This is a genomic window from Microbacterium mangrovi, assembly GCF_000802305.1.
GTDB classification, from domain to species: domain Bacteria; phylum Actinomycetota; class Actinomycetes; order Actinomycetales; family Microbacteriaceae; genus Microbacterium; species Microbacterium mangrovi.
Genome location: NZ_JTDK01000029.1, coordinates 1 through 19,681, shown reverse-complemented (window position 1 = coordinate 19,681; position 19,681 = coordinate 1). Strand labels below are relative to the sequence as shown.

Sequence of the window (19,681 nt, the reverse complement as noted above, 5' to 3'; positions counted from 1 at the left end):
CTCAGCGCGCGGAACGGGAGGGTCAGCGCGCCCGGGCGTCCACGAGGTCGAGGCCGGTGAGCTGCCGCAGTTCGTCGATCGTCGCACCGAACGACTCGCGCACCGCGAATCCGGCATCGGTCACGTCGAACACGGCGTGGTCGGTGTAGACCCGCGTCACGCAGGCGACGCCGGTGAGGGGATACGAGCAGGATGCCACGAGTTTCGACTCGCCGGTCTTGGTCAGCAGATCCGTCATCACATACACGGACTTCGCGCCGATCGCGAGGTCCATCGCCCCGCCGACCGCGGGGATCGCACCCGGAGCCCCGGTGGACCAGTTCGCCAGGTCGCCGCCCTGCGACACCTGGAACGCCCCCAGCACGCACACGTCCAGGTGCCCGCCGCGCATCATCCCGAACGAGTCGGCGTGATGGAAATAGGATGCCCCGGCCAGCGCCGTGACCGCCTGCTTGCCGGCGTTGATGAGGTCGGGATCCACCCGGCCGGGCTCGGGCGCCGGGCCCATGCCGAGCATCCCGTTCTCGGTGTGCAGGATGATCTCCTGATCGGCGGGCAGGTAGTTCGCCACCAGGGTCGGGGCGCCGATGCCGAGGTTCACGTACGAGCCCTCGGGGATGTCGGCCGCGACCCGTGCAGCGAGCTGCTGCCGGGTGACGGTGGTGGGCGTCGTCACTTCGTCTCGCTCCGCTCGCTCAGTGACCGGGGTCTGGGTGTGATTGGCAGGAATCTGGGTCACGCCGGGACCTCCTCGAGGGTGTTGCCTTCCAGGTCGACGCCGCCGACGAAGGCGCCGGCATCCAGCCAGCGTCGCTCGCCCACCGCGACGACCCGGTTCACGAAGATCCCGGGGGTGACCACGGTCTCGGGGTCGAGGTCGCCGAGCGGGACGAGCTCGTCGACCTGCGCGATGGTGGTGTCCGCGGCGGATGCCATGATCGGGCCGAAGTTGCGGGCCGTCTCCCGGTAGACGAGGTTGCCCCAGCGGTCGGCCTTGCGCGCGCTGATCAGGGCGAAGTCGGCGCGGATCGGATACTCCAGCACGTACTGCCGGCCGTCGATCTCCCGGTGCTCCTTGCCCTCGGCCAGCTGCGTCCCCACACCGGTCGGGCTGTAGAACCCGCCGATGCCGGCACCCGCGGCCCGGATCCGCTCGGCCAGGTTGCCCTGCGGCACCAGCTCCAGCTCGATCTCCCCCGCCCGGTACAGGCCGTCGAACACCCACGAATCCGACTGCCGCGGGAACGAGCAGATGATCTTGCGCACCCGCCGCGCGGCCAGCAGCGCCGCCAGCCCCGTGTCGCCGTTGCCGGCGTTGTTGTTCACGATCACCAGGTCCGTCGCACCGTGCGCGATGAGCGCGTCGATGAGCTCCACCGGCTGCCCCGCGCGGCCGAAACCGCCGATCATCACCGTGGCCCCGTCGCCGATCCCGGCCACGGCGGCCGCGGCATCCGGCACCGTCTTGTCGATCATGACTGCTCCTCGCTGAAGACGCGGTTCGCGATGCGGAACGCGGTGTTGGCGGCGGGGACGCCGCAGTAGATCGCGGACTGCAGGATCACCTCGGTGATCTCGTCGACGGTGAGCCCGTTGCGCAGTCCCGCGCGCAGATGCATCGCGAGCTCCTCCTCGTGCCCGAGCGCGATGAGCGCGGTGATCACCGCGACCGACCGCGACCGGCGGTCGAGTCCCGGGCGCGACCACACGTCGCCCCACGCCACGCGGGTGATGAAGTCCTGGAAGTCGGCGGTGACCTCCGTGGTGCCGGCCACGGCGCGGTCGACGTGCGCGTCGCCGAGCACGGCGCGACGCACGGTAATGCCCTGGTCGTGACGGGCCTGATCGGTGAGGCGTTCGGTGGTCATCGCGGGGTTCCTTGTCATGCAGGGTGGTCGGTGCGTTTCGTCTCGCTGCGCGGTTCCTGAGCGCGTTTCGTCTCGCTGCGCGGTTCCTGAGCGAGCGAAGCGAGACGAAGGGCGCTCAACGACCGGGAGGTTCGCTTGAGGACCGCTCGAAGAAGTCAACGAGCAGCGCAGTGACGGCTACGGGGGCGTCGGCGGGGGCGAGGTGCGAGGCATCCGGAATCCCGACCGCGCGTCCGTGCTGCACGCCGGCGGCGATCTCGCGGGCGGAGGCCTCCGGGGTCACCTGGTCGTGCGCGCCCCACACGGCCAGCAGCGGAACCGCGATCTCGCCGAGCCGGTCGCGCACGTCGTACGCGGCGAGCGCTTCGCAGCACAGGGCGTAGCTCTCGTCGTCGGCATCCTGCAGGGAATGCAGCAGCCGGCCGGTGTGCTCCGGATGCTGCGCGAGGCCGTCGGGGGCGAACCAGCGCTGTGCCGAGCCGATGATCATCGCCGAGGTCGACTCGGCGCGCACCTTCGCGGCCCGGTCGGTCCAGCTGTCGGGCGTGGCGATCACCGCACCCGAGCACAGCACGGCGGCGGCGGTGACGAGCTGCGGATGCCGCAGCGCCAGTTCGAGGCCCACCGCGCCGCCCAGCGACACCCCGGCGTAGCGCACCGGGCCCGCGTCGAGGTCGTGGATGAACGCGGCGACGGCATCGGCGAGGTCGGCGACCGAGAACGGCTCCCGCGCCGCCGGGGAGGCGCCGTGCCCGGGCAGGTCCCAGCGCACCACGCGGTGGGTGGCCGACAGGGCGGGAGCGACCGGATCCCAGAGGATCGACGAGGTGCCCAGCGACGGGCCGAGCAGCAGGACGGGAGCGTCCTCCGGGCCGATCGGATCCGTGGCGGCGAGGACGGGGATCATGCGGGCTCCTCCCGCTCGTCGGTGGTGACCTCGTCGACGAGGGATGCCGCCAGCCCGGTGTATCCGGCCGGATCGAGCAGCGCGGCCACGTCGAGGTCGGCGTCGCCCGCGGCCAGGGCGCGGCGGACGGCGTCGGCGAGAACCGCCCCGCTGCCGACCTCCGCGACGATGCCGGCGACCGCGTCCGGCCCGAGAACGGGCCCGAGGACGATCGAGAGCCGTTCCGAAAGCACCAGGCCGCCGGTCGCGGCGAGGTTGCGCGCGGCCGCGTCGGCGTCGAACCGCAGTCCGTCGGCGAGGGATGCCGCGTGCGCGGACGCGCCGAGCGCAAGACGCAGCAGCTCGCGCAGCGTCGGCCACTCGGCGTGCCACGCCCCGTCGGGGCGTTCGTCGGCGGCGAGCGCGGCCGCAAGATGCAGGGTGGATCCGAGACCCGGCGCGCGCAGCGCCGCCGAGCGGATCAGCACCGAGGCGACCGGGTTCTGCTTCTGAGGCATCGCGGACGACCCGCCGCCGGACCCCTCGGCGAGCTCGCCGATCTCCGTGCGCCCCAGGGTGGCGACGTCTGCGGCGAGCTTGCCCACGGCATCCACCGACTGCACGAGCGCGTCGCCGAGTTCGGTCACCGGCCAGCGGGTCACGTGCCAGGGGGCGTCCGCCGCGGCGAGGCCGGCATGGCGAGCGAAGGCCGCGACGAGGTCGCGGGCGGCATCCGAACTCCCGGTGATCTCGACGAACGACGCGAGGGTGCCGCCGGCGCCGCCCAGCTGCGCGGGGAGCTCCAGGGCGTCGAGCCGGCCCAGTGCCCGGTCGATCGCGCGGATCCACGTCGTCGCGCGGAGTCCCATGGTGGTCGGCACCGCATGCTGGGTGAGGGTGCGTGCGGCGACGACGTCGTCGCGGTGGGATGCCGCGAACCGCCGCAGCGCCTCGGCGGTCTGCACCAGCGACGAGCGCACCCGGATCACGGCCCGCGCCGCGACGATCATCAGGGCGGTGTCGAGGATGTCCTGGCTGGTCGCGCCGCGGTGCAGCCACGCGCGGGCATCCTCCGGGAGGGCCTGCTTGAGCGTCCCGACGAGCGGGATCACCGGGTTGCCGCCGACCACCGCAGCGCCGGCGAGGGCCGCGGCATCCACGGCGTGCGGGTCGAGCCGCGACGCGGCATCCACCGCGGTCTGCGGCGCGAGGCCGACGTCGCCGTAGGCGCGCACGAGCGCGACCTCGGCCTCGACGAGCGCGACCAGCACCGCCCGATCGGACACGAGGTCGTCGTGTCCGGCGGTGACCGGCGACAGCAGGCCGTGGTCGACGGGCGATTCAGAAGACAAGGAAGACCGTCTCCCCCTCGCCCTGCAGGCGGAGGTCGTGGCGCAGGCCGCCGTCGGCGGTGCGCGTCGCGACGAGCGTCGCCCGCTCCTCGGGGGCGAGTGACTGCAGCAGCGGATCGGCGGCGAGCGCCTGCTCGTCGTCGGGCAGATAGATGCGCGTGTGCAGCTTGTCGGGAAGGCCCCGGGCGTAGACGATGCACGCGTAGAACGGTGCGCTCCGGCCGGAGGCCCCGGCATCCCGCGTCCAGAACTCGTAGTGCCCCTCGTCGGTCGTGAACGACCGGCCGAACCCGGTGAAGGTGTGGTCGTCGCGGCGGAACGCGCCGCGCGCCCGCGAGACCGTGCCGTCGGCGTCGGGCGCCCAGATCTCGACCATGGCGTCGGGGATGGGGGCACCGGCGCCGTCGAACACGGTGCCGCCGAGCACGATCGCGCCCGGGCTGAAGGGATGCACCACCTGGTGCATCTTCGGGTACTCGGTGCCGTACGCGAAGAACGGGCCGACGGTCTGGCCCGGCGTCTTGCGCAGGGGGCGCTCGGTCTCGGCGGGCATCAGTGCTCCCCCTCCTCGGGCTCGGACCACGTGGCATCCGGCCCGTCGATCACGATGTCCCAGCGGTAGCCCATCGAGACCTCGGGCACCGTGAGCTCGTGGTCGTACGCGGCGATCAGCCGGTCGCGGTCGTCCTGCCGGCGGATCGAGTTGTAGATCGGGTCGAGGGCGAACAGCGGATCCCCCGGAAAGTACATCTGCGTCACGATGCGCTGCGTGAACGCGTTGCCGAACACCGAGAAGTGGATGTGCGCCGGCCGCCACGCGTTCACGTGGTTCTTCCACGGATAGGGGCCCGGCTTGATGGTCGTGAACCGGTAGCCGCCGTCGTCGTCGGTGACCACGCGCCCCGCTCCGGTGAAGTTCGGGTCGAGCGGGGCGGGATGCTGGTCGCGCTGATGGATGTAGCGGCCGGCGGAGTTGGCCTGCCAGATCTCGAGGAGCTGGTTGCGGACCGGCCGCCCCCACGAGTCCAGGAGCCGCCCCTGCACGGTGATGCGCTCGCCGAGCGGCTCCCCGGCGTGCTGCAGGGTGAGGTCGGACTCGATGGCCGCGACGTCGCGCTGCCCGAAGGCGGGCGAGAGCAGCTCGATCGTCTCGGGGTCGACGAGCTTCGGGTTCTTGGTGGGATGCCGCAGGATGCTCGACCGGTACGGAGCGAAGTCGTGCATCGTGGCGGGCAGCTGCTCGCCGGCCGCCTCGCGGCGCTCGTACTCGGCGTGCAGGTCGCGGATCTCCTGGGTGATCTGCGCCTGCGGGGGCATGTCGGGCGAGGCGAGCAGCGACTCGGGGGCTGCGGCCGTCGGCCGGTCGACTTCGATCGTCATGGGTGCTCCTTCGACGTGAACCAGAATGCCGCAGCATCCGAGGTCCGTCCGGAGTTTCCCACCCAATGGGAATGCATTGTGGCATCCTGGGCGCATGGCCAACTCATCGTCGGGGGATTCGGTCACCGACCGCCTGCTCCGGGTGCTCGAGACCTTCACCCCGACCCGCACCGTGCAGACCGCGACCGAGATCGGCCGGCGCGCGGGACTGCCGAGCGCCACCGCGCACCGGATGGTGGGCGAGCTGGTGGATGCCGGACTGCTCGAGCGCGACGACGACAAGCGCATCCGCATCGGCATGCGCCTGTGGGAGCTGGCCACCCGTTCGTCGCACGCGCTTCGCCTGCGGCAGGCGGCGATGCCGCACATGGAGCGCGTGCAGGCCCGGATCGGCGAGCACACCCAGCTCGCGATCCTCGAGCAGGACGAAGCGCTGTTCCTCGAGCGGCTGTCCAGTCCCGGATCCGGCTCGAACGTCACCCGGGTCGCCGGGCGCCTGCCGCTGCACGCGTCCAGCTCGGGGCTGGTGCTGCTCGCGTTCGGCTCGCTGTCGCTGCAGGAACGGGTGCTGGCATCCCCCCTGCGCCCGCTCGCGCCCGAGACGATCACCGACCCTGCGGCGCTGCGCCGCAAGCTCGCCGAAGTGCGGCGGGTGGGCCACGCGGTCGCCCCCGGATCGATCGAGGCCGTCTCGACGGGCGTCGCGGTGCCGGTGCGCGACGAGACCGGCGGCGTGATCGCCGCCCTGTCGGCCGTGCTCCCCCGCGACGCGCAGGTCGAGATCGCCCTGTTCGAGCTATACCACGCGGCGCGCGAGACCGGCCGCGCGCTGGGCTACCGCGGGTAGGGTCTGCGGGCCTCCACCCCGGTCGCCCCGCGAGGGAGCGCAGCGACCGGGGGTGGTGGGTTGTTTCCCGATCAATGGGAGCCGTCAACCAGTCGGCCGACTCGGCACCGCACAATGGGCGGCATGACCACTGACGTTCGCACGCCGGTCGCCATCGTGGGCGCCGGACCGGCCGGCCTGCTGCTGTCGCACCTGCTGCAGGCATCCGGCATCGATTCGATTGTGTTCGACAGCCGCTCCCGCGACGAGATCGAGCACACCATCCGCGCCGGCATCCTCGAGCAGGCCACCGTCGAGCTGCTCACGCAGTCCGGGGCATCCGACCGCGTCCTCACCGTCGGCTCGCGCCACGACGGCGTCGAGCTGCGCTTCGACGGAGCCGGACACCGCATCGACTTCGCCGACCTGGTGGGGCGCGGCGTGTGGCTCTACCCGCAGCACGAGGTGCTCAAGGACCTCATCGCCGCCCGGCTCGCCGCCGGGCAGGACATCCGCTTCGAGACCACGGTCGACGCCGTCACGGAGGCCGACTCGACGACCCCGCACGTCCACGCGACGAGCGCCGACGGGACCGTGCTCGACGTGACCGCCGACGTCGTGGTCGGATCCGACGGCTCGCACAGCGTCGTCCGCCGCACCGTCAGCCCCGACGGCGGGTACTTCCGCGAGTACCCGTTCGCGTGGTTCGGCATCCTCTGCGAAGCCCCGCCGAGCGCCGACGAACTGATCTATTCGACGACGGATGCCGGATTCGCGCTGATCAGCCAGCGCAGCCCGAGCGTGCAGCGCATGTACTTCCAGTGCGATCCGGATGCCGACCCCGACGCCCTCGGCGAGCGCGAGATCTGGGACATCCTGCAGTCCCGCGTGCCGGGGACGACGCTCAGCGAGGGTCCGATCTTCCAGCGCGACGTGCTGCGGTTCCGCAGCTACGTGGCCCGGCAGCTGCGCGCCGGGCGCGTGGTGCTCGCCGGGGATGCCGCCCACACGGTCCCTCCCACCGGGGCGAAGGGCATGAACCTCGCCGTCGCCGATGTCGTGCTGCTGCACCAGGCGCTGGACGCGCTGCTGAACCGCGGCGACGAGGGGCTCCTCGACCGCTACGCCGAGACGGCATCCGCGCGCATCTGGAAGGCGCAGCACTTCTCGTGGTGGATGACGAGCATGCTGCACAGCGCGCCCGATGCATCCGAGTTCGACGACCGCCGCCGGCACGCCGAGCTGCGCACCGTCGTCGAGTCCCGCGCGGGGCGGGAGTACCTCGCCGAGGCGTACACCGGCTGGCCGCACGCGACCTTCTGATTCGGGGAAGGTCGGCGGGATGCGACGACGGGAGGGTTTGAGACGAAGGGAGGATGCATCCACGCGGATCGGCCCTCCGCCGGTCCCATCTCCTCCGCCCGCGACATCCTCCGCCCGCCGGATCCCCTCCGCCCGCGACGTCCCGGGGATGCCCGGGGTCAGCCGGTCTCGACCTCGACGCCGCGCTTCAGCAGCCGGGCCGACACGAGGCCGGCGATGGCGAACATCAGGACGGTGACCAGCAGCACCAGTTCGGGCAGCGCCCACGCGCCGGAGACCTGGTGCAGCGCGCCGAGCAGCAGCGGCCCGGTCGCGGCGACCGCGTAGCCGGCGCCCTGCACGATGCCGGAGCGCTCCGCGAGCACGTGCTCGGTGCCGCCGAAGCCGTTCATCAGCACGAAGATGATCGTGATCCCGGCACCCTGGGCGAGACCGCCCAGCACGCACCACACCACCCAGCCGTGCGGCAGCAGCAGGAAGCCGAGCGGCACGGTGAGCCAGAAGAGACCCGCCACGACGAGCACCACGCGGGCGGATGCCCGGCTCACCACGAGCGGGGTGAGGAGGCTGCCGATGACGCCGAAGATCTGGAAGATCGCGGCGATGACCCCGGCGACCGAGTCGGAGTAGCCGAGGTCTCCGACGATCGACGGCAGCCAGGCCGTCGCGGCGTAGAACGAGAACGACTGACCGGCGAAGGCGGCGGCCAGCAGCCAAGTGGTGCGGCGGCGCACCATCGGCACGTGGTCGTCGCCGGTGACGGCACGCGCCGTGCCGCGCGGGGTGACGGCGTCGCGAAGGCCGCGCAGCGGCAGCCAGACGGCGAGCGCGGCGGCGCCGAACACCAGCCACATGGCGAGGGCGGCCTGCCAGCCGATCGCCGCGGCGGCGGGGGCGGTGCCGATCGTCACGGCGAACGTGCCGAGCGTCATCGACGAGGTGAAGACACCCGTCATCGTGTGCGCGCGCCGGCCCCGGTACTCCCGGCCGATGAGCGTGGGGATGACGATGTTGCCGATCGTCACGAACGCGCCGATCACCGCGGTGCCCACCAGCAGCATCGGCAGGCCGCCGAGCGAGCGCAGGATCGTGCCGACCACGATGCCGGTCATCGCGATCGTGAAGGCGAAGTCCGCTCCGCCGCGCCGGATCACCCAGATCGCGAGCGGCGAGCAGAGCGCGAAGCACAGCACCGGGATGCTCGTGAGGAGGCCGACGGTGGCCGCGCCGATCCCGAGTTCGCTCTCGATGAGGTGCGCGAGCGGCGCGACCGAGAGGATCGGGGCGCGCAGTTCCGCGGCGCCGAACACCACGACGAAGGTGAGGGCCGTGAGCGAAAGCGGCAGCAGGTGCCGGGATGCCGCCGACGTCTGATCAGGGATTTCGGGGAGGTCGGAGGCAGTCATGGCATACCAAATCTACCGTGCCCGGCGGATCCGGGATCACAGACGCCGGATGCCCCGGCACGCAGGACCTCCCCGGTAGGGCCTGGCAGAATCGACGCATGCCCGCGAACACCCAGTCCGACCACGCCTGCCTGATCGTCCACGGGTCGGACAAGCCGGGGATCATCGCCGCGCTGTCGGCCCTGATCGCCCGCAACCAGGGCAACATCGTGACCTTCGACCAGTACTCGGACGACGCCGAGGGCGGGGCGTACTTCTGCCGCGTGGTGTTCCACCGTCCGAACTTCGCCGTCGCCGTGCCCGAGATCGAGGCCGATCTGGCCCGCACCCTCGGCGAGGAGTTCGACCTGAACTGGTCGCTGGCGGACCGATCCGTTCCCAAGCGCATGGCGATCCTGGCATCCAAGCAGGACCACTGCCTGCTCGATCTGCTGTGGCGCCACCGCCGCGGCGATCTGCCGGTCAGCATCCCGATGGTCATCTCCAACCACACGACCTCCGCCGACGACGTGCGCTCGTTCGGGGTGCCGTTCTTCCACGTGCCCTCGACGCCCGGTCCGGACAAGTCGGAGTCCGAGGCGAAGCTCATCGAGCTGCTCGCCGGCAACGTCGACTTCATCGTGCTGGCGAGGTACATGCAGATCCTCTCGCCGGAGTTCCTGGATGCCGTGGGCGTGCCGGTGATCAACATCCACCACTCGTTCCTGCCCGCCTTCATCGGTGCGGAGCCGTACAAGAAGGCGAAGCAGCGCGGCGTGAAGCTCATCGGCGCCACCTCGCACTACGTGACCGGCGATCTCGACGAGGGCCCGATCATCGAGCAGGACACCATCCGCGTCACCCACGCCGACTCGGCCGCGGAGCTCGCCCGCCGCGGTGCCGACGTCGAGCGCCAGGTGCTGTCGCGCGCCGTGCTGTGGCACGCGGAGGACCGCGTCATCCGCCACGGCAACCACACCATCGTGTTCTGAGCACCTCGCCTTTTTTGCCCTTCGTTCACAAACGGGGGATACTCAACAGCGCACCCCCCGGCCCGGACGCCGTGCGCGTGCGTACAGCCATGGCATCCCTTCCGCAGCCTCCCGACCCGCGCCCCCCGCGCGTCCCGACCGTCACGACCGCGAGCGTCGTCGGTCCCGGTCGGCTCGGCACCGTCCTGTCCCGGGCGCTGGGCGACCTCGGGATCGACGTCAGCGGGCCCACCGGTCACGGCGAGCCCATCGCTGCGGCCGACGCCGTGCTCCTGTGCGTGCCGGATGCCGAGATCGCCGCGGCGGCGGCATCCGCCCGGTCGGATGCCGGACCCGGCGCCCTGATCGGCCACACGTCCGGAGCCACGCCGCTGGATGACGTCGACTTCGGCCTGCACCCGCTGCAGACCTTCGTCGGCACGGAGACGGCCGACGTGTTCCACGGCATCGGATTCGGGGTCGCCGGCCGGACGCCCGCCGCACTCGCCACCGCGACCGAACTCGCCGAGCGGCTCGGCGGCCGTGCCGTCGTGATCGCCGACGAGGATCGCGCCGCCTACCACGCGGCGGCGTCGATCGCCTCCAACTACAGCGTCACCCTGCTCGCGGCCGCCGAGCAGGTCGCCGCCACCGCCGGGTTCTCCGCCGCCGAGGCCCGCGAACTCCTCGCGCCCCTCGTGCGCCGGACGATCGACAACTGGGTGGCCGACGGACCGCACCGGGCGCTCACCGGCCCGGTCGCCCGCGGCGACGTCGCGACCGTCGAGCGCCAGCGCGCCGCGGTCGCCGCCGTCTCCCCCGACCTGCTCCCCCTGTACGACGCACTCACCGCCGCGACCGCGGACCTGGCGAAAGGCACCGCATGAGGATCCTGCGCACGATCGCGGAGGTGCGCGCCGCCGTCGCCTCCGCCCGCGCCGAGGGCAGCACCGTCGGACTCGTCCCCACCATGGGCGCGCTGCACGAGGGGCACCTGTCGCTCGTCCGCCGGGCCCGGGCCGAGACGGGCCTCGTCGTGGTGTCGCTGTTCGTCAACCCGACCCAGTTCGCCCCGACCGAAGACCTCGACGCGTACCCGCGCCACGAGGAGCAGGATGCCGCGGCGGCCGAGTCGGCCGGCGCCGACATCCTGTTCGCACCGTCGGTGGACGAGATCTACCCGCGGGGCTTCGCGACGAGCATCCACGTGTCCGGTGTCACGGAGGTGCTCGACGGCGCCCGCCGCGGGCCCGGGCACTTCGACGGCGTCGCGACGGTCGTCACCAAGCTGTTGCACATCGCGTCGCCGGATGCCGCGTACTTCGGCCAGAAGGACGCCCAGCAGGTGCTCGTGATCCGCCGGCTGGTGCGCGACCTCGACCTGCCGGTGCGGATCGTCGCGTGCCCGACCGTGCGCGAACCCGACGGGCTCGCGATGAGTTCGCGGAACGTCTACCTCGACTCCGAGTCCCGGGTCCGCGCCACGGCTCTGAACCGTGCGCTGGAGGCATCCGCCGCGGCCGTCGCCGCCGGCGTCACGGATCCCGCCGACGTCGTCACGGCCGGACGCGCCGTGCTCGCGGAAGCAGGGATCGAGCCGGAGTACCTGGAGCTGCGCTCCCCCGACGACCTGCGCGAGCTCGACGCCGTGGACGGCCCCGCCCTGCTGCTCGTGGCCGCCCGGGTCGGCGCGGCACGACTGATCGACAACCGCATCCTGGAGGCCTGACCATGGCACGTCGCACCGTCTCGAGCCTGGCCGCACTCAAAGCAGCGGGCGAGCGCATCGTCATGGTCACCGCGTACGACCACCCGAGCGCGCAGATCGCCGACGCGGCCGGCGTCGACGTCGTGCTCGTCGGCGACTCGGCGGCGATGACCGTGCTCGGCTACGACAGCACGGTGCCGGTCACGGTGGACGAGATGCTGATGCTCACCGCCGCGGTGCGGCGCGGGCTCTCGACCCCCCTGCTGGTCGGCGACCTGCCGTTCGGGTCGTACGAGACCTCCGACGAGCAGGCCGTCGCCACCGCCCAGCGCTTCGTGAAGGAGGGCGGCTGCGACGCGGTCAAGATCGAGCGGGGCGGCACCACGGTGCAGCGGGCGCGCGCGATCGTGGAGGCCGGCATCCCCGTCATGGGCCACGTGGGTCTCACTCCGCAGACCGCGGCGATCACCGGATCGTTCCGTGCCCGCGGCCGCACGGCGAACGAGGCGCTGGCGGTGTTCGAGAGCGCCCTGGCCCTGCAGGATGCCGGCTGCTTCTCCCTCGTGTTCGAAGCGGTCCCGGCCGCGGCGACCGCGGCGATGATGCCGGAGCTGCACGTGCCGGTGATCGGCATCGGCGCCGGGGATGCCACCGACGGCCAGGTGCTGGTGTGGCACGACCTGCTCGGCATCTACGGCGGCCCGGCGGCGCGGTTCGTGAAGCGGTACGCCGACCTGCGTCAGCCGATGACGGATGCCGTGGCCGCCTATGCCGACGAGGTGCGCTCCGGCGCCTACCCCGCGCCCGAGCACACGTACGGGATGTCGGAGGACGAGGCATCCCGCCTGCGCGCCCTCCTCGCCGACATCTGACTCCGGGTCGGCGGTCCACCGGTCACCGAGACATGGTGATGCCGCCGAGACCGGGCCTCGAACGTCGGGTCTCGGCGGCGACGACCTGTCTCGGCGGCCGTCCCCGAAGATGGTCTCAGCTGAGGGCGGCCGGGTCGGTGACCGGCAGCCGGCAGGTGAAGTCGCGGCAGTCGTAGACCGCAGGAAGACCGCTGACGCGCGTCTTGGCCTCGAACAGCGAGAAGCCCGCCTCGGCGAAGGCCGCGGCCTGCGTCTCGGTCACGATCGCCAGCAGGTCGCACGGGATGCCGCGGGCCGCGGCGGCCAGGGCGCCGCCGGCATCCTCCGTGACCACGACGACCTGCCGCGGGCCGCGGGCGAGGAGGACCGCCGCCTGCAGTATCGACCCGTGCGACAGCGGATCCGCCAGCGCCCGGCCGGCGTGCGCCCGCACGATGCCGGCGGCCGACGCCCGGTACTCGTCGCCCGCGCCCAGCAGCCAGAGGGACAGGGCCCCCAGGGCGAGGGCGGCCGGGCCGTGCGGATGGTCGGAGTCGGAGGATGCGGGCGGCTGCGGCATCCCCTGCGCGGCGAGCACCGGGTCCGCCCAGCCGAGCTCTGCCGCGTCCGCGTCGACGAACGGCGCCAGGAGCTCGCGCGCGGCCACGGCCGGAGCCACGTCGCCCGTGGCGGCCGCGACGGCGCAGAGCCCGGCGGCGAGGAGTCCGGCATCCTCCGCGGTCCCCGCCGCCCGGGAGGGCACGCCGTCCAGCGAGGCCCGCAGCAGCCGCCCGTCGGGAGCGAGGTTCGTCTCGAGGACGGCGTCCGCCGCGCGCTGTGCCGCCGCGACCAGCGAGGGATCCCCCAGCCGGGCGCCGGCGCGGGCGAGGGCGCCGATCGCGAGCCCGTTCCAGCCGGTGACGATCTTGCCGTCGATCGCGGGCGGCTCGAGCCCGGCGCGGGAGTCCGCATCGGCCCGGTAGTACCCGCCCTCGCTGCGCTGCCCGTCGATCCACGACTCGGAGTCCTGCGCGGCGGCGAACCCGCCCGCCGGCTGCTGCAGCACCCCGGTGAGGAACCCGGCCGCGTCGCGCGCGAGGTCGTCGCGGCCGGCATCCAGCGCCACCGCGAGAAGACCCGCATTGTCGGTCAGCATGCGCTCGTAGTGCGGCTCGCTCCAGTCGCGGCGCGTCGCATACCGGAACCACCCGCCGTCGACGTCGTCGTGCAGGGCGGATGCCGCCATCGCCGCGAGCGCCCGCTCGGCCACCGGCCGGGTGCCGGCGTCGGCCGCGAGCAGGAACCCGAGGGCGGGCGCCATCGGGAACTTCGGGTTCGCGGCATCCGCTCCGGGCCCGGCGAAGCCGCCGAACTCGGCGTCTTCGAGGTCGGCCGCGCGCCGCGCCGCGCCGGCGAGCTGCGCGAGCGTCGGCAGGTCGGATGCCGCCCCGCCGCCTGCCTCGGCGAGCGCCTCCACCACGGCGGAGGCCGCGGCGTCGACGGCGTCGCGGCGCTCCGTCCACGCCTGCCGCACCGCCGCGAGCACCTGCAGGAACGACGGCAGACCCGGTCGCGGCTCGGGCGGGAAGTAGGTCCCGGCGAAGAAGGCCCGGCCGTCCGGCGTCGTGAACACGCTCAGCGGCCAGCCGAGGCTGCGCGTGAACGCGCTCGCGGCCGCCAGATACGCCTCGTCGACCTCGGGATGCTCCTCCCGGTCGACCTTGACGCTGACGAATCCGTCGGCGAGCTCGGCCGCGACGACCGGATCGCCGAACGACTCCCGCGCCATCACATGGCACCAGTGGCACGTCGAATACCCGATGGAGACGAACACCGGCACCTCGCGCCGGCGCGCCTCGGCGAACGCCTCCTCGCCCCACGGGTACCAGTCGACGGGATTCGCCGCATGCGCCCGCAGGTAGGGGCTCGCCGAGTTCGAGAGGCGTTCGTTCACAGGAGAAGGTCTACCCCATGAACCCTGGGCGCTCCCGACCGCCCCTAGAAGATGTACTCCATCAGCTCGGTGCCGAGGGTGCGGAAAGCCTCCGTCGCGCGCAGCCGGTGCATGATCGACAGGTCGTCGAAGCAGACGATGATGGCGTACGCGACACCGGCCCGGGGTCCGGCGAGCACCCCGGCCTCGGCCCGGACGCCCGCTTCGCGCCCGGTCTTGTTGAGGAACAGGATGCCGTGGGCGTCCTCGACGTGCGAGAACGGATCCAGCCCCGTCGCCGCGGCCACCAGCGACAGGTCGTGGCCGAGCGTCAGCCACTCCGCGACCTGGGCGCTGACGGCCGGCGAGACCGCTTTGGAGTTCACCAGGGCCGCGAACAGGCCCGCCAGTTCGCGGGCCGATCCGAGTGCGAGCTGCGGGGCGTCGTCGGGCCCGCGCCGGTCGCGGAAGACGTCCAGCAGGGCGGTGTTCTTCAGGCCCAGCCGATCGGCGCGGGCGCGGACGGCATCCAGCCCGACGCGTCCGATGAGGGCGTTGGTGGCCGCGGCATCCCCGGAGGATGCCGCGAGCACCGCGAGGTCGCTGACGGGCAGGGCCGGCGCCTTCAGGTGCTGCCAGACCCCGCCCACCTCGACCGGCTCCGGCCGTTCGATGATCTCGAGCGGGTTCAGCTTGCCGAGCTCGATCTGCGAGGCGACCTCGATGAGCAGCGGCACCGCGCCCAGCCCGCCGATCGGGAGGGTGCGGTAGTCGTCGCCGGAGAGGATGACCCCGCCGCGGTCCAGGTCCTGGATGCACACCGCGACCTGGGCGCCCGACTCGGCGAGGGTGTCCAGCGCCTTCAGGGTCAGCGCGAAAGTCGGCCGCACGAAGCCCGTGCGACGACGGCGCCCGGGGCTGCGTCGTGCGTTGACCGCTCCCGTGCGGGCCGCGCGGGAGTCGGATCCGGCAGGATCCGCGTTCTGCATCACCAGATGGTGACGCGCTGGTGGGCGTCGAGCCACAGCGCGTCGGACTCGGTCACCCCGAACGCGTCGTAGAACGCGTCGACGTTGCGCACGATCTGGTTGCAGCGGAACTCGTTCGGCGAGTGCGGGTCGATGGTGAGAAGGCGCACCGTCTCGGCGTCGCGGCCCTTCTGCTGCCAGATGTGACCCCAGCTCAAAAGCAGCCGCTGGATGCCGGTGAACCCGTCGATCACGGGCGGCTCCTGGCCGCCCAGCGCGATCGCGTACGCCTTGATCGCGATGCCGAGGCCGCCGAGGTCGCCGATGTTCTCGCCGATCGTCAGCGCGCCGTTGACGTGCTCGGCGACCGGCTCGCCGTTCTCGCCGCGCGGCGACAGGGCGTCGTACTGCTCGATCAGCACCTTGGTGCGCTCTTCGAAGGCGGCGCGGTCGTCGTCGGTCCACCAGTCGTGCAGCTTGCCGTCACCGTCGAAGCGGCTGCCCTGGTCGTCGAAGCCGTGCCCGATCTCGTGCCCGATCACGGCGCCGATGCCGCCGTAGTTGGCCGCGGCATCCCGCTCGGGATCGAAGAACGGGTGCTGCAGGATCGCCGCCGGGAACACGATCTCGTTCATCAGCGGGTTGTAGTACGCGTTGACGGTCTGCGGGGTCATGAACCACTCGTCGCGGTCGATCGGGCCGCCGATCTTCGCGAGCTGGCGGTCATGCTCGACGATGTGCGCCCGCCGCACGTTGCCGACGAGGTCGGCCGGGTCGATCTCGAGGGCGCTGTAGTCCTTCCACACCCTCGGGTAGCCGATCTTCGGCGTGAACGCGTCGAGCTTGGCGAGCGCCCGCTCGCGGGTCTCCGGGCTCATCCACTCGAGATTCTCGATCGACGCGCGATACGCCTCGATGAGGTGGGCGACCAGTTCGTCCATGGCGTCCTTGGACGCGGGCGGGAAGTGCCGGTCGACGTACTCGTGGCCGACGGCCTCGCCGAGCGCGGCCTCGACGATCGAGACGCCCCGCTTCCAGCGCTCGCGGTTGGTGGGGACGCCGGTGAGCTGCGTTCCGTAGAAGGCGAAGTTCTCGGCGACGATCTCGTCGGTGAGGAAGGGCGCGGCGGCGTGGACGATCGTGAACCGCAGCCACGCCTTCCAGTCCTCGAGGCGCTCCTCGGTCAGCAGCGTGCCGAGTCCTTCCAGGAAGCTCGGCTGGTACAGCACGACCTCGGCGAAGGCTCCCTCGTAGCCGGCGCCGACGGCATCCCGCCACGGCGCAAGATCCACGCCGACGATCTCCTGCACCTCGTCCCACGTCTTCAGGTTGTAGGTGGCGACCGCGTCGCGGCTGCGCACGTTGTCCCAGTGGTGGGCGGCGACATCCGCCTCGATGGCGACCACCCGGTCGGCCTGGCCGGCGGCATCCGGCACGCCCGCCAGGCCCAGGATCCGCTCGATGTGCTGACGGAACGCGATGCGCGTCGCCGCGAAGTTCTCCAGCCGGTAGTACGACTCGTCGGGCATCGACAGGCCGCCCTGAACGATGAACGGCACGTACCGCTCGGGGTTTCCCGGGTCGGGTTCGACGAACAGGGGCAGGATGCCTCCCACGCCTTCGCGCTCGAGGTTGCCGACGGCGGCGAGGAACGCCGGGATGTCGGTGATCGCGTCGACCGCGGCCAGCTGCTCGCGCAGCGGCTCCACGCCGAGCTCGGCGATGCGGGCCTCGTCCATGAAGCTCGCGTACAGATCGCCGATCTTGCGGGCCTCGGTGCCCGGTTCGGCCTGCTGCGATTCCTCGATGATGGCCCGGACATCCTTCTCGGCCTGTTCGGCGATCAGGTGGAACGAGCCCCAGCGGGCTTTGTCGGACGGGATCTCGGTCGCCTCGATCCACGCGCCGTTGACGTGGCGGAAGAGGTCGTCCTGGGGTCGGATCTCGGCACTCAGCGCAGCAGTGTCGATCCCGGAACGGGAGGAAGAGGTCATGCACTCAGGATAGGACTCCGCGGGCTATGGCCGCGCCGAGAGAACGGGGCCGCCGGACGCCGCCGCGCGGGGGCGCGTAGAGTCGCACCCGTGAGCGGTGCGGAACCTGCACGAGGACCACGGGCCTGGGTGATCTGGGTGGTCGCGGCGGCGATCGCGATCGTCCTGGGGGTCGGCGGCGGCTGGCTCGGCTCCCGGCTGGGCGGAACGGGCCGGGTGGGCGGAACGGCCGCCCTGACGACCTCCGGCGGGTCGTGCGACGCCAAGTCCGTGGCCTCCCGTGTGCTCCCGACGATCGTGACCGTGAACGTCACCGGGTCGGCGCCGAGCGTCGGCAGCGGCGAGATCGTGCGCAAGGACGGCTACATCGTCACCAACAACCACGTCATCGCACCCGCCGTGCCGTCCGGGCACATCAGCGTGACGTTCTCCAACGGGCAGCAGCATGCCGCGACGCTGGTGGGGCGGGATGCCACGAGCGACATCGCCGTGCTGAAGGTCGCCGCCTCCGGGCTCCCGGTCATCTCCGTCGCCGACAGCGACGCCGTCGGCGTCGGCCAGCCGGTCGTGGCGCTCGGCGCACCGCTCGGGCTGTCCAGCACCGTCACCGCCGGGATCGTCAGCGCCCTCGGCCGGACCACCCAGGTGCCGGGCGAGAACGGCAAGAACGCGGTGATCGTCGGAGGCATCCAGACCGATGCGGCGATCAACCCGGGAAACTCCGGCGGAGCGCTCGTCGACTGCCGCGGGCGGATGATCGGGGTCAACACCGCGATCGCGACCGTGCCCAACGCGGAGGGAACGGGCGGAGGGGGGTCGGTCGGCATCGGATTCGCGGTCCCGTCCAATCGCGCCATGTCGATCGCCGACGACCTCATCGACCACGGCCGCGTGGTGTACCCCGACTTCGGCATGTCCACGGTGCCGATCACCGCCGACACGGCGCAGGCGTGGGGGATGCCGGAGGGCCTGTACGTGCAGACGGTGGCATCCGGCGGCGCGGCGGACCGGGCCGGGCTCCAGCCCGGCGACGTGATCACCGAGATCAACGGGCATCCGGCGAACCACCCCGACGCGCTGAGCATGTTCGAGCTCACGGCGCGCACCGGCGACACCGTGCACGTCACGTACGTCCGCGACGGCGAGACCCGCACCGCGACCGTCACCCTCTGACCCGGGAGCGGGCCCCATCCCCGGTCGTTGAGCGAGGGAGCGCAGCGACCGAGACGAAACGCAGCGTGCCCGAGATCTCCTGCAACCCACTTGCGTGCCGCACTCTTGTTCGATAGTGTTGAGATATCACGTTCGAAGATCCATACGACGGGAGGGTGATCGTGGAGCACGGCACGCCGCCCCTCACCCCCGTGCTGACGGATCTGGACCGGCTGGTCGAAGACCTCGGCGGAGCGCACGCGCAGGTCGCGGTGGCGTTCGCGGCCGAGACCCGGTTCTTCGCCGGGGTCGCTGCCCTGGTCCAGCGACGAGAACACGAACGCGCTTCCCGGGCCGAGACCGGTGCGGTGGTGTCTACCTCGCAGTTGGCGATGCGGGAGGTCCCCGCAGCACGCGTCCACCATCACCGACGTGGCCGGCCCGATCGAGGACGCGGAACTGCGGGCCGAGTTCGAGGGGTATGCGTTGGACATCGCCACCGAGCTCACCCCCGCCCAGCTGAAAGACGCGCTCGGGGTGATCGTGGACCGGGTCGACCCGGACGGCACCCAGCAACGCGTGCGCGACGCCGTGCAACGCCGCACGGTACGCAGACGCACCCTGGAACCCGGGGTGGGCAATTGATCATCACCGGCCCCACCGCCCACATCGAAGGCACCTACAACCGGCTCACCGACATCGCCACCGAACTCCACACCCAAAACCAGACCGACGCCGACGCCGCGACTCCCTTCGTTCCGGATGAGCGCACGAGGGCGCAGATCATGGCCGATGTCGCCCTGGACCTGCTGCTCACCAGCGTCCCCGACGGGCACGGCACCACCCCCGAACACCGCGATGCACTCGGCGCCATCCAAGCCACCGTGCACCTGACCATCCCCGCCTCCACCCTGGCCGGCACCACGTCCGGCGGTGCGCAGATCCCCGGCGCCGGACTCGTCGACGACGACACCGCCCGACACCTCGCCGGCGGATCCGACGACTGGTACCGGATCTTCACCGACCCGACCACCGGAACCCCGGTCACCGTCGACAAACGCCGACCCTGCACCGCCATGCGACG

General features: G+C 72.1%; 19 protein-coding genes and 1 pseudogene. 9 read left to right on the top strand and 11 right to left on the bottom strand.

The annotated features are described in order from the left end of the window. Positions 1-22: 22 nt before the first annotated feature. From LK09_RS20295 to pcaH, 7 genes are all read right to left on the bottom strand, one after another. Positions 23-676 carry a 3-oxoacid CoA-transferase subunit B gene (locus LK09_RS20295; RefSeq protein WP_039403779.1) on the bottom strand — a complete coding sequence of 218 codons (654 nt, stop codon included), beginning with the start codon at positions 674-676 and terminating at the stop codon, positions 23-25. A 59-nt stretch (positions 677-735) separates the two neighbouring features. Continuing rightward, positions 736-1,476: a 3-oxoacid CoA-transferase subunit A gene (locus LK09_RS20290; protein ID WP_039403776.1), complete on the bottom strand. Its 741-nt coding sequence runs from the start codon at positions 1,474-1,476 to the stop codon at positions 736-738. Beyond that, complete coding sequence (gene pcaC / locus LK09_RS20285) at positions 1,473-1,868, bottom strand: 4-carboxymuconolactone decarboxylase (RefSeq protein WP_039403773.1); 396 nt, start codon at positions 1,866-1,868, stop codon at positions 1,473-1,475. Before pcaC ends, LK09_RS20290 begins: the two co-directional genes overlap by 4 nt. A gap of 115 nt (positions 1,869-1,983) precedes the next feature. Beyond that, complete coding sequence (locus tag LK09_RS20280; RefSeq protein WP_039403770.1) at positions 1,984-2,775, bottom strand: alpha/beta fold hydrolase; 792 nt, start codon at positions 2,773-2,775, stop codon at positions 1,984-1,986. Next, positions 2,772-4,106 (bottom strand): lyase family protein, encoded by a 1,335-nt coding sequence (locus tag LK09_RS20275; RefSeq protein ID WP_052227065.1) that lies wholly within the window; start codon positions 4,104-4,106, stop codon positions 2,772-2,774. The genes LK09_RS20280 and LK09_RS20275 overlap by 4 nt, the downstream gene beginning before the upstream one ends. Then, a complete protein-coding gene (gene pcaG, locus LK09_RS20270) occupies positions 4,096-4,659 on the bottom strand; it encodes a protocatechuate 3,4-dioxygenase subunit alpha (protein WP_039403768.1) in 564 nt (187 codons plus the stop codon). The genes LK09_RS20275 and pcaG overlap by 11 nt, the downstream gene beginning before the upstream one ends. Next, on the bottom strand, positions 4,659-5,486 hold the full coding sequence (gene pcaH / locus LK09_RS20265) for a protocatechuate 3,4-dioxygenase subunit beta (RefSeq protein WP_039403765.1): 828 nt from the start codon (positions 5,484-5,486) through the stop codon (positions 4,659-4,661). Before pcaH ends, pcaG begins: the two co-directional genes overlap by 1 nt. Positions 5,487-5,580: 94 nt before the next feature. Between pcaH and LK09_RS20260 the strand changes: the two genes are divergently transcribed. Further along, a complete protein-coding gene (locus tag LK09_RS20260) occupies positions 5,581-6,333 on the top strand; it encodes an IclR family transcriptional regulator (protein ID WP_039403762.1) in 753 nt (250 codons plus the stop codon). 123 nt (positions 6,334-6,456) lie between these two features. Further along, positions 6,457-7,635, top strand: coding sequence for a 4-hydroxybenzoate 3-monooxygenase (locus tag LK09_RS20255; protein ID WP_039403795.1), 1,179 nt, complete (start codon positions 6,457-6,459; stop codon positions 7,633-7,635). A gap of 158 nt (positions 7,636-7,793) precedes the next feature. On the opposite strand, the gene LK09_RS20250 is transcribed toward LK09_RS20255, so the two are convergent. Beyond that, on the bottom strand, positions 7,794-9,041 hold the full coding sequence (locus tag LK09_RS20250; RefSeq protein WP_052227064.1) for an MFS transporter: 1,248 nt from the start codon (positions 9,039-9,041) through the stop codon (positions 7,794-7,796). A gap of 98 nt (positions 9,042-9,139) precedes the next feature. On the opposite strand from LK09_RS20250, the gene purU reads away from it, so the two are divergent. The 4 genes from purU (at position 9,140) to panB (ending at position 12,571) form a co-directional block, all read left to right on the top strand. Further along, positions 9,140-10,012, top strand: a complete 873-nt coding sequence (gene purU / locus LK09_RS20245) for a formyltetrahydrofolate deformylase (RefSeq protein WP_039403759.1) — start codon at positions 9,140-9,142, stop codon at positions 10,010-10,012. Positions 10,013-10,101: 89 nt separating this feature from the next. Next, positions 10,102-10,878: a DUF2520 domain-containing protein gene (locus LK09_RS20240; protein WP_052227063.1), complete on the top strand. Its 777-nt coding sequence runs from the start codon at positions 10,102-10,104 to the stop codon at positions 10,876-10,878. Further along, entirely contained in the window at positions 10,875-11,720 is an 846-nt protein-coding gene (gene panC / locus LK09_RS20235; RefSeq protein ID WP_039403757.1) for a pantoate--beta-alanine ligase, read from the top strand. Before LK09_RS20240 ends, panC begins: the two co-directional genes overlap by 4 nt. 2 nt (positions 11,721-11,722) lie before the next feature. After that, on the top strand, positions 11,723-12,571 hold the full coding sequence (panB, locus tag LK09_RS20230; protein ID WP_039403755.1) for a 3-methyl-2-oxobutanoate hydroxymethyltransferase: 849 nt from the start codon (positions 11,723-11,725) through the stop codon (positions 12,569-12,571). A 115-nt stretch (positions 12,572-12,686) separates the two neighbouring features. On the opposite strand, the gene LK09_RS20225 is transcribed toward panB, so the two are convergent. From LK09_RS20225 to LK09_RS20215, 3 genes are read right to left on the bottom strand one after another with little or no spacing between them, the layout of a single operon-like run. Continuing rightward, positions 12,687-14,504, bottom strand: a complete 1,818-nt coding sequence (locus LK09_RS20225; protein ID WP_039403751.1) for a thioredoxin domain-containing protein — start codon at positions 14,502-14,504, stop codon at positions 12,687-12,689. A gap of 44 nt (positions 14,505-14,548) precedes the next feature. Continuing rightward, positions 14,549-15,472, bottom strand: coding sequence for a serine hydrolase (locus LK09_RS20220; protein WP_039403750.1), 924 nt, complete (start codon positions 15,470-15,472; stop codon positions 14,549-14,551). Then, the gene (locus LK09_RS20215; protein WP_039403748.1) at positions 15,472-17,445 is read right to left on the bottom strand and encodes a M13 family metallopeptidase; all 1,974 of its coding nucleotides are present in this window, start codon (positions 17,443-17,445) and stop codon (positions 15,472-15,474) included. The genes LK09_RS20220 and LK09_RS20215 overlap by 1 nt, the downstream gene beginning before the upstream one ends. Positions 17,446-17,535: 90 nt before the next feature. Here LK09_RS20215 and LK09_RS20210 point away from each other — a divergent pair, with 90 nt between their 5' ends. The 3 genes and pseudogenes from LK09_RS20210 to LK09_RS20200 form a co-directional block, all read left to right on the top strand. After that, entirely contained in the window at positions 17,536-18,618 is a 1,083-nt protein-coding gene (locus LK09_RS20210) for a S1C family serine protease (RefSeq protein ID WP_052227062.1), read from the top strand. Between the two features lie 411 nt (positions 18,619-19,029). Then, positions 19,030-19,242, top strand: coding sequence for a hypothetical protein (locus tag LK09_RS20205; RefSeq protein ID WP_039403746.1), 213 nt, complete (start codon positions 19,030-19,032; stop codon positions 19,240-19,242). Further along, positions 19,239-19,681, top strand: a pseudogene (locus tag LK09_RS20200) (hypothetical protein); the annotation flags it as partial. The gene LK09_RS20205 and the pseudogene LK09_RS20200, both read left to right, overlap by 4 nt.

Coding starts and splice junctions, on each gene's coding strand:
- LK09_RS20290 (WP_039403776.1), bottom strand. CDS start 1,476: ATGATCGACAAGACGGTGCCGGATGCCGCGGCCGCCGTGGCCGGGATC.
- pcaC (WP_039403773.1), bottom strand. CDS start 1,868: ATGACCACCGAACGCCTCACCGATCAGGCCCGTCACGACCAGGGCATT.
- LK09_RS20280 (WP_039403770.1), bottom strand. CDS start 2,775: ATGATCCCCGTCCTCGCCGCCACGGATCCGATCGGCCCGGAGGACGCT.
- pcaG (WP_039403768.1), bottom strand. CDS start 4,659: ATGCCCGCCGAGACCGAGCGCCCCCTGCGCAAGACGCCGGGCCAGACC.
- pcaH (WP_039403765.1), bottom strand. CDS start 5,486: ATGACGATCGAAGTCGACCGGCCGACGGCCGCAGCCCCCGAGTCGCTG.
- LK09_RS20260 (WP_039403762.1), top strand. CDS start 5,581: ATGGCCAACTCATCGTCGGGGGATTCGGTCACCGACCGCCTGCTCCGG.
- LK09_RS20255 (WP_039403795.1), top strand. CDS start 6,457: ATGACCACTGACGTTCGCACGCCGGTCGCCATCGTGGGCGCCGGACCG.
- LK09_RS20250 (WP_052227064.1), bottom strand. CDS start 9,041: ATGACTGCCTCCGACCTCCCCGAAATCCCTGATCAGACGTCGGCGGCA.
- purU (WP_039403759.1), top strand. CDS start 9,140: ATGCCCGCGAACACCCAGTCCGACCACGCCTGCCTGATCGTCCACGGG.
- LK09_RS20240 (WP_052227063.1), top strand. CDS start 10,102: ATGGCATCCCTTCCGCAGCCTCCCGACCCGCGCCCCCCGCGCGTCCCG.
- panC (WP_039403757.1), top strand. CDS start 10,875: ATGAGGATCCTGCGCACGATCGCGGAGGTGCGCGCCGCCGTCGCCTCC.
- panB (WP_039403755.1), top strand. CDS start 11,723: ATGGCACGTCGCACCGTCTCGAGCCTGGCCGCACTCAAAGCAGCGGGC.
- LK09_RS20220 (WP_039403750.1), bottom strand. CDS start 15,472: ATGCAGAACGCGGATCCTGCCGGATCCGACTCCCGCGCGGCCCGCACG.
- LK09_RS20215 (WP_039403748.1), bottom strand. CDS start 17,445: ATGACCTCTTCCTCCCGTTCCGGGATCGACACTGCTGCGCTGAGTGCC.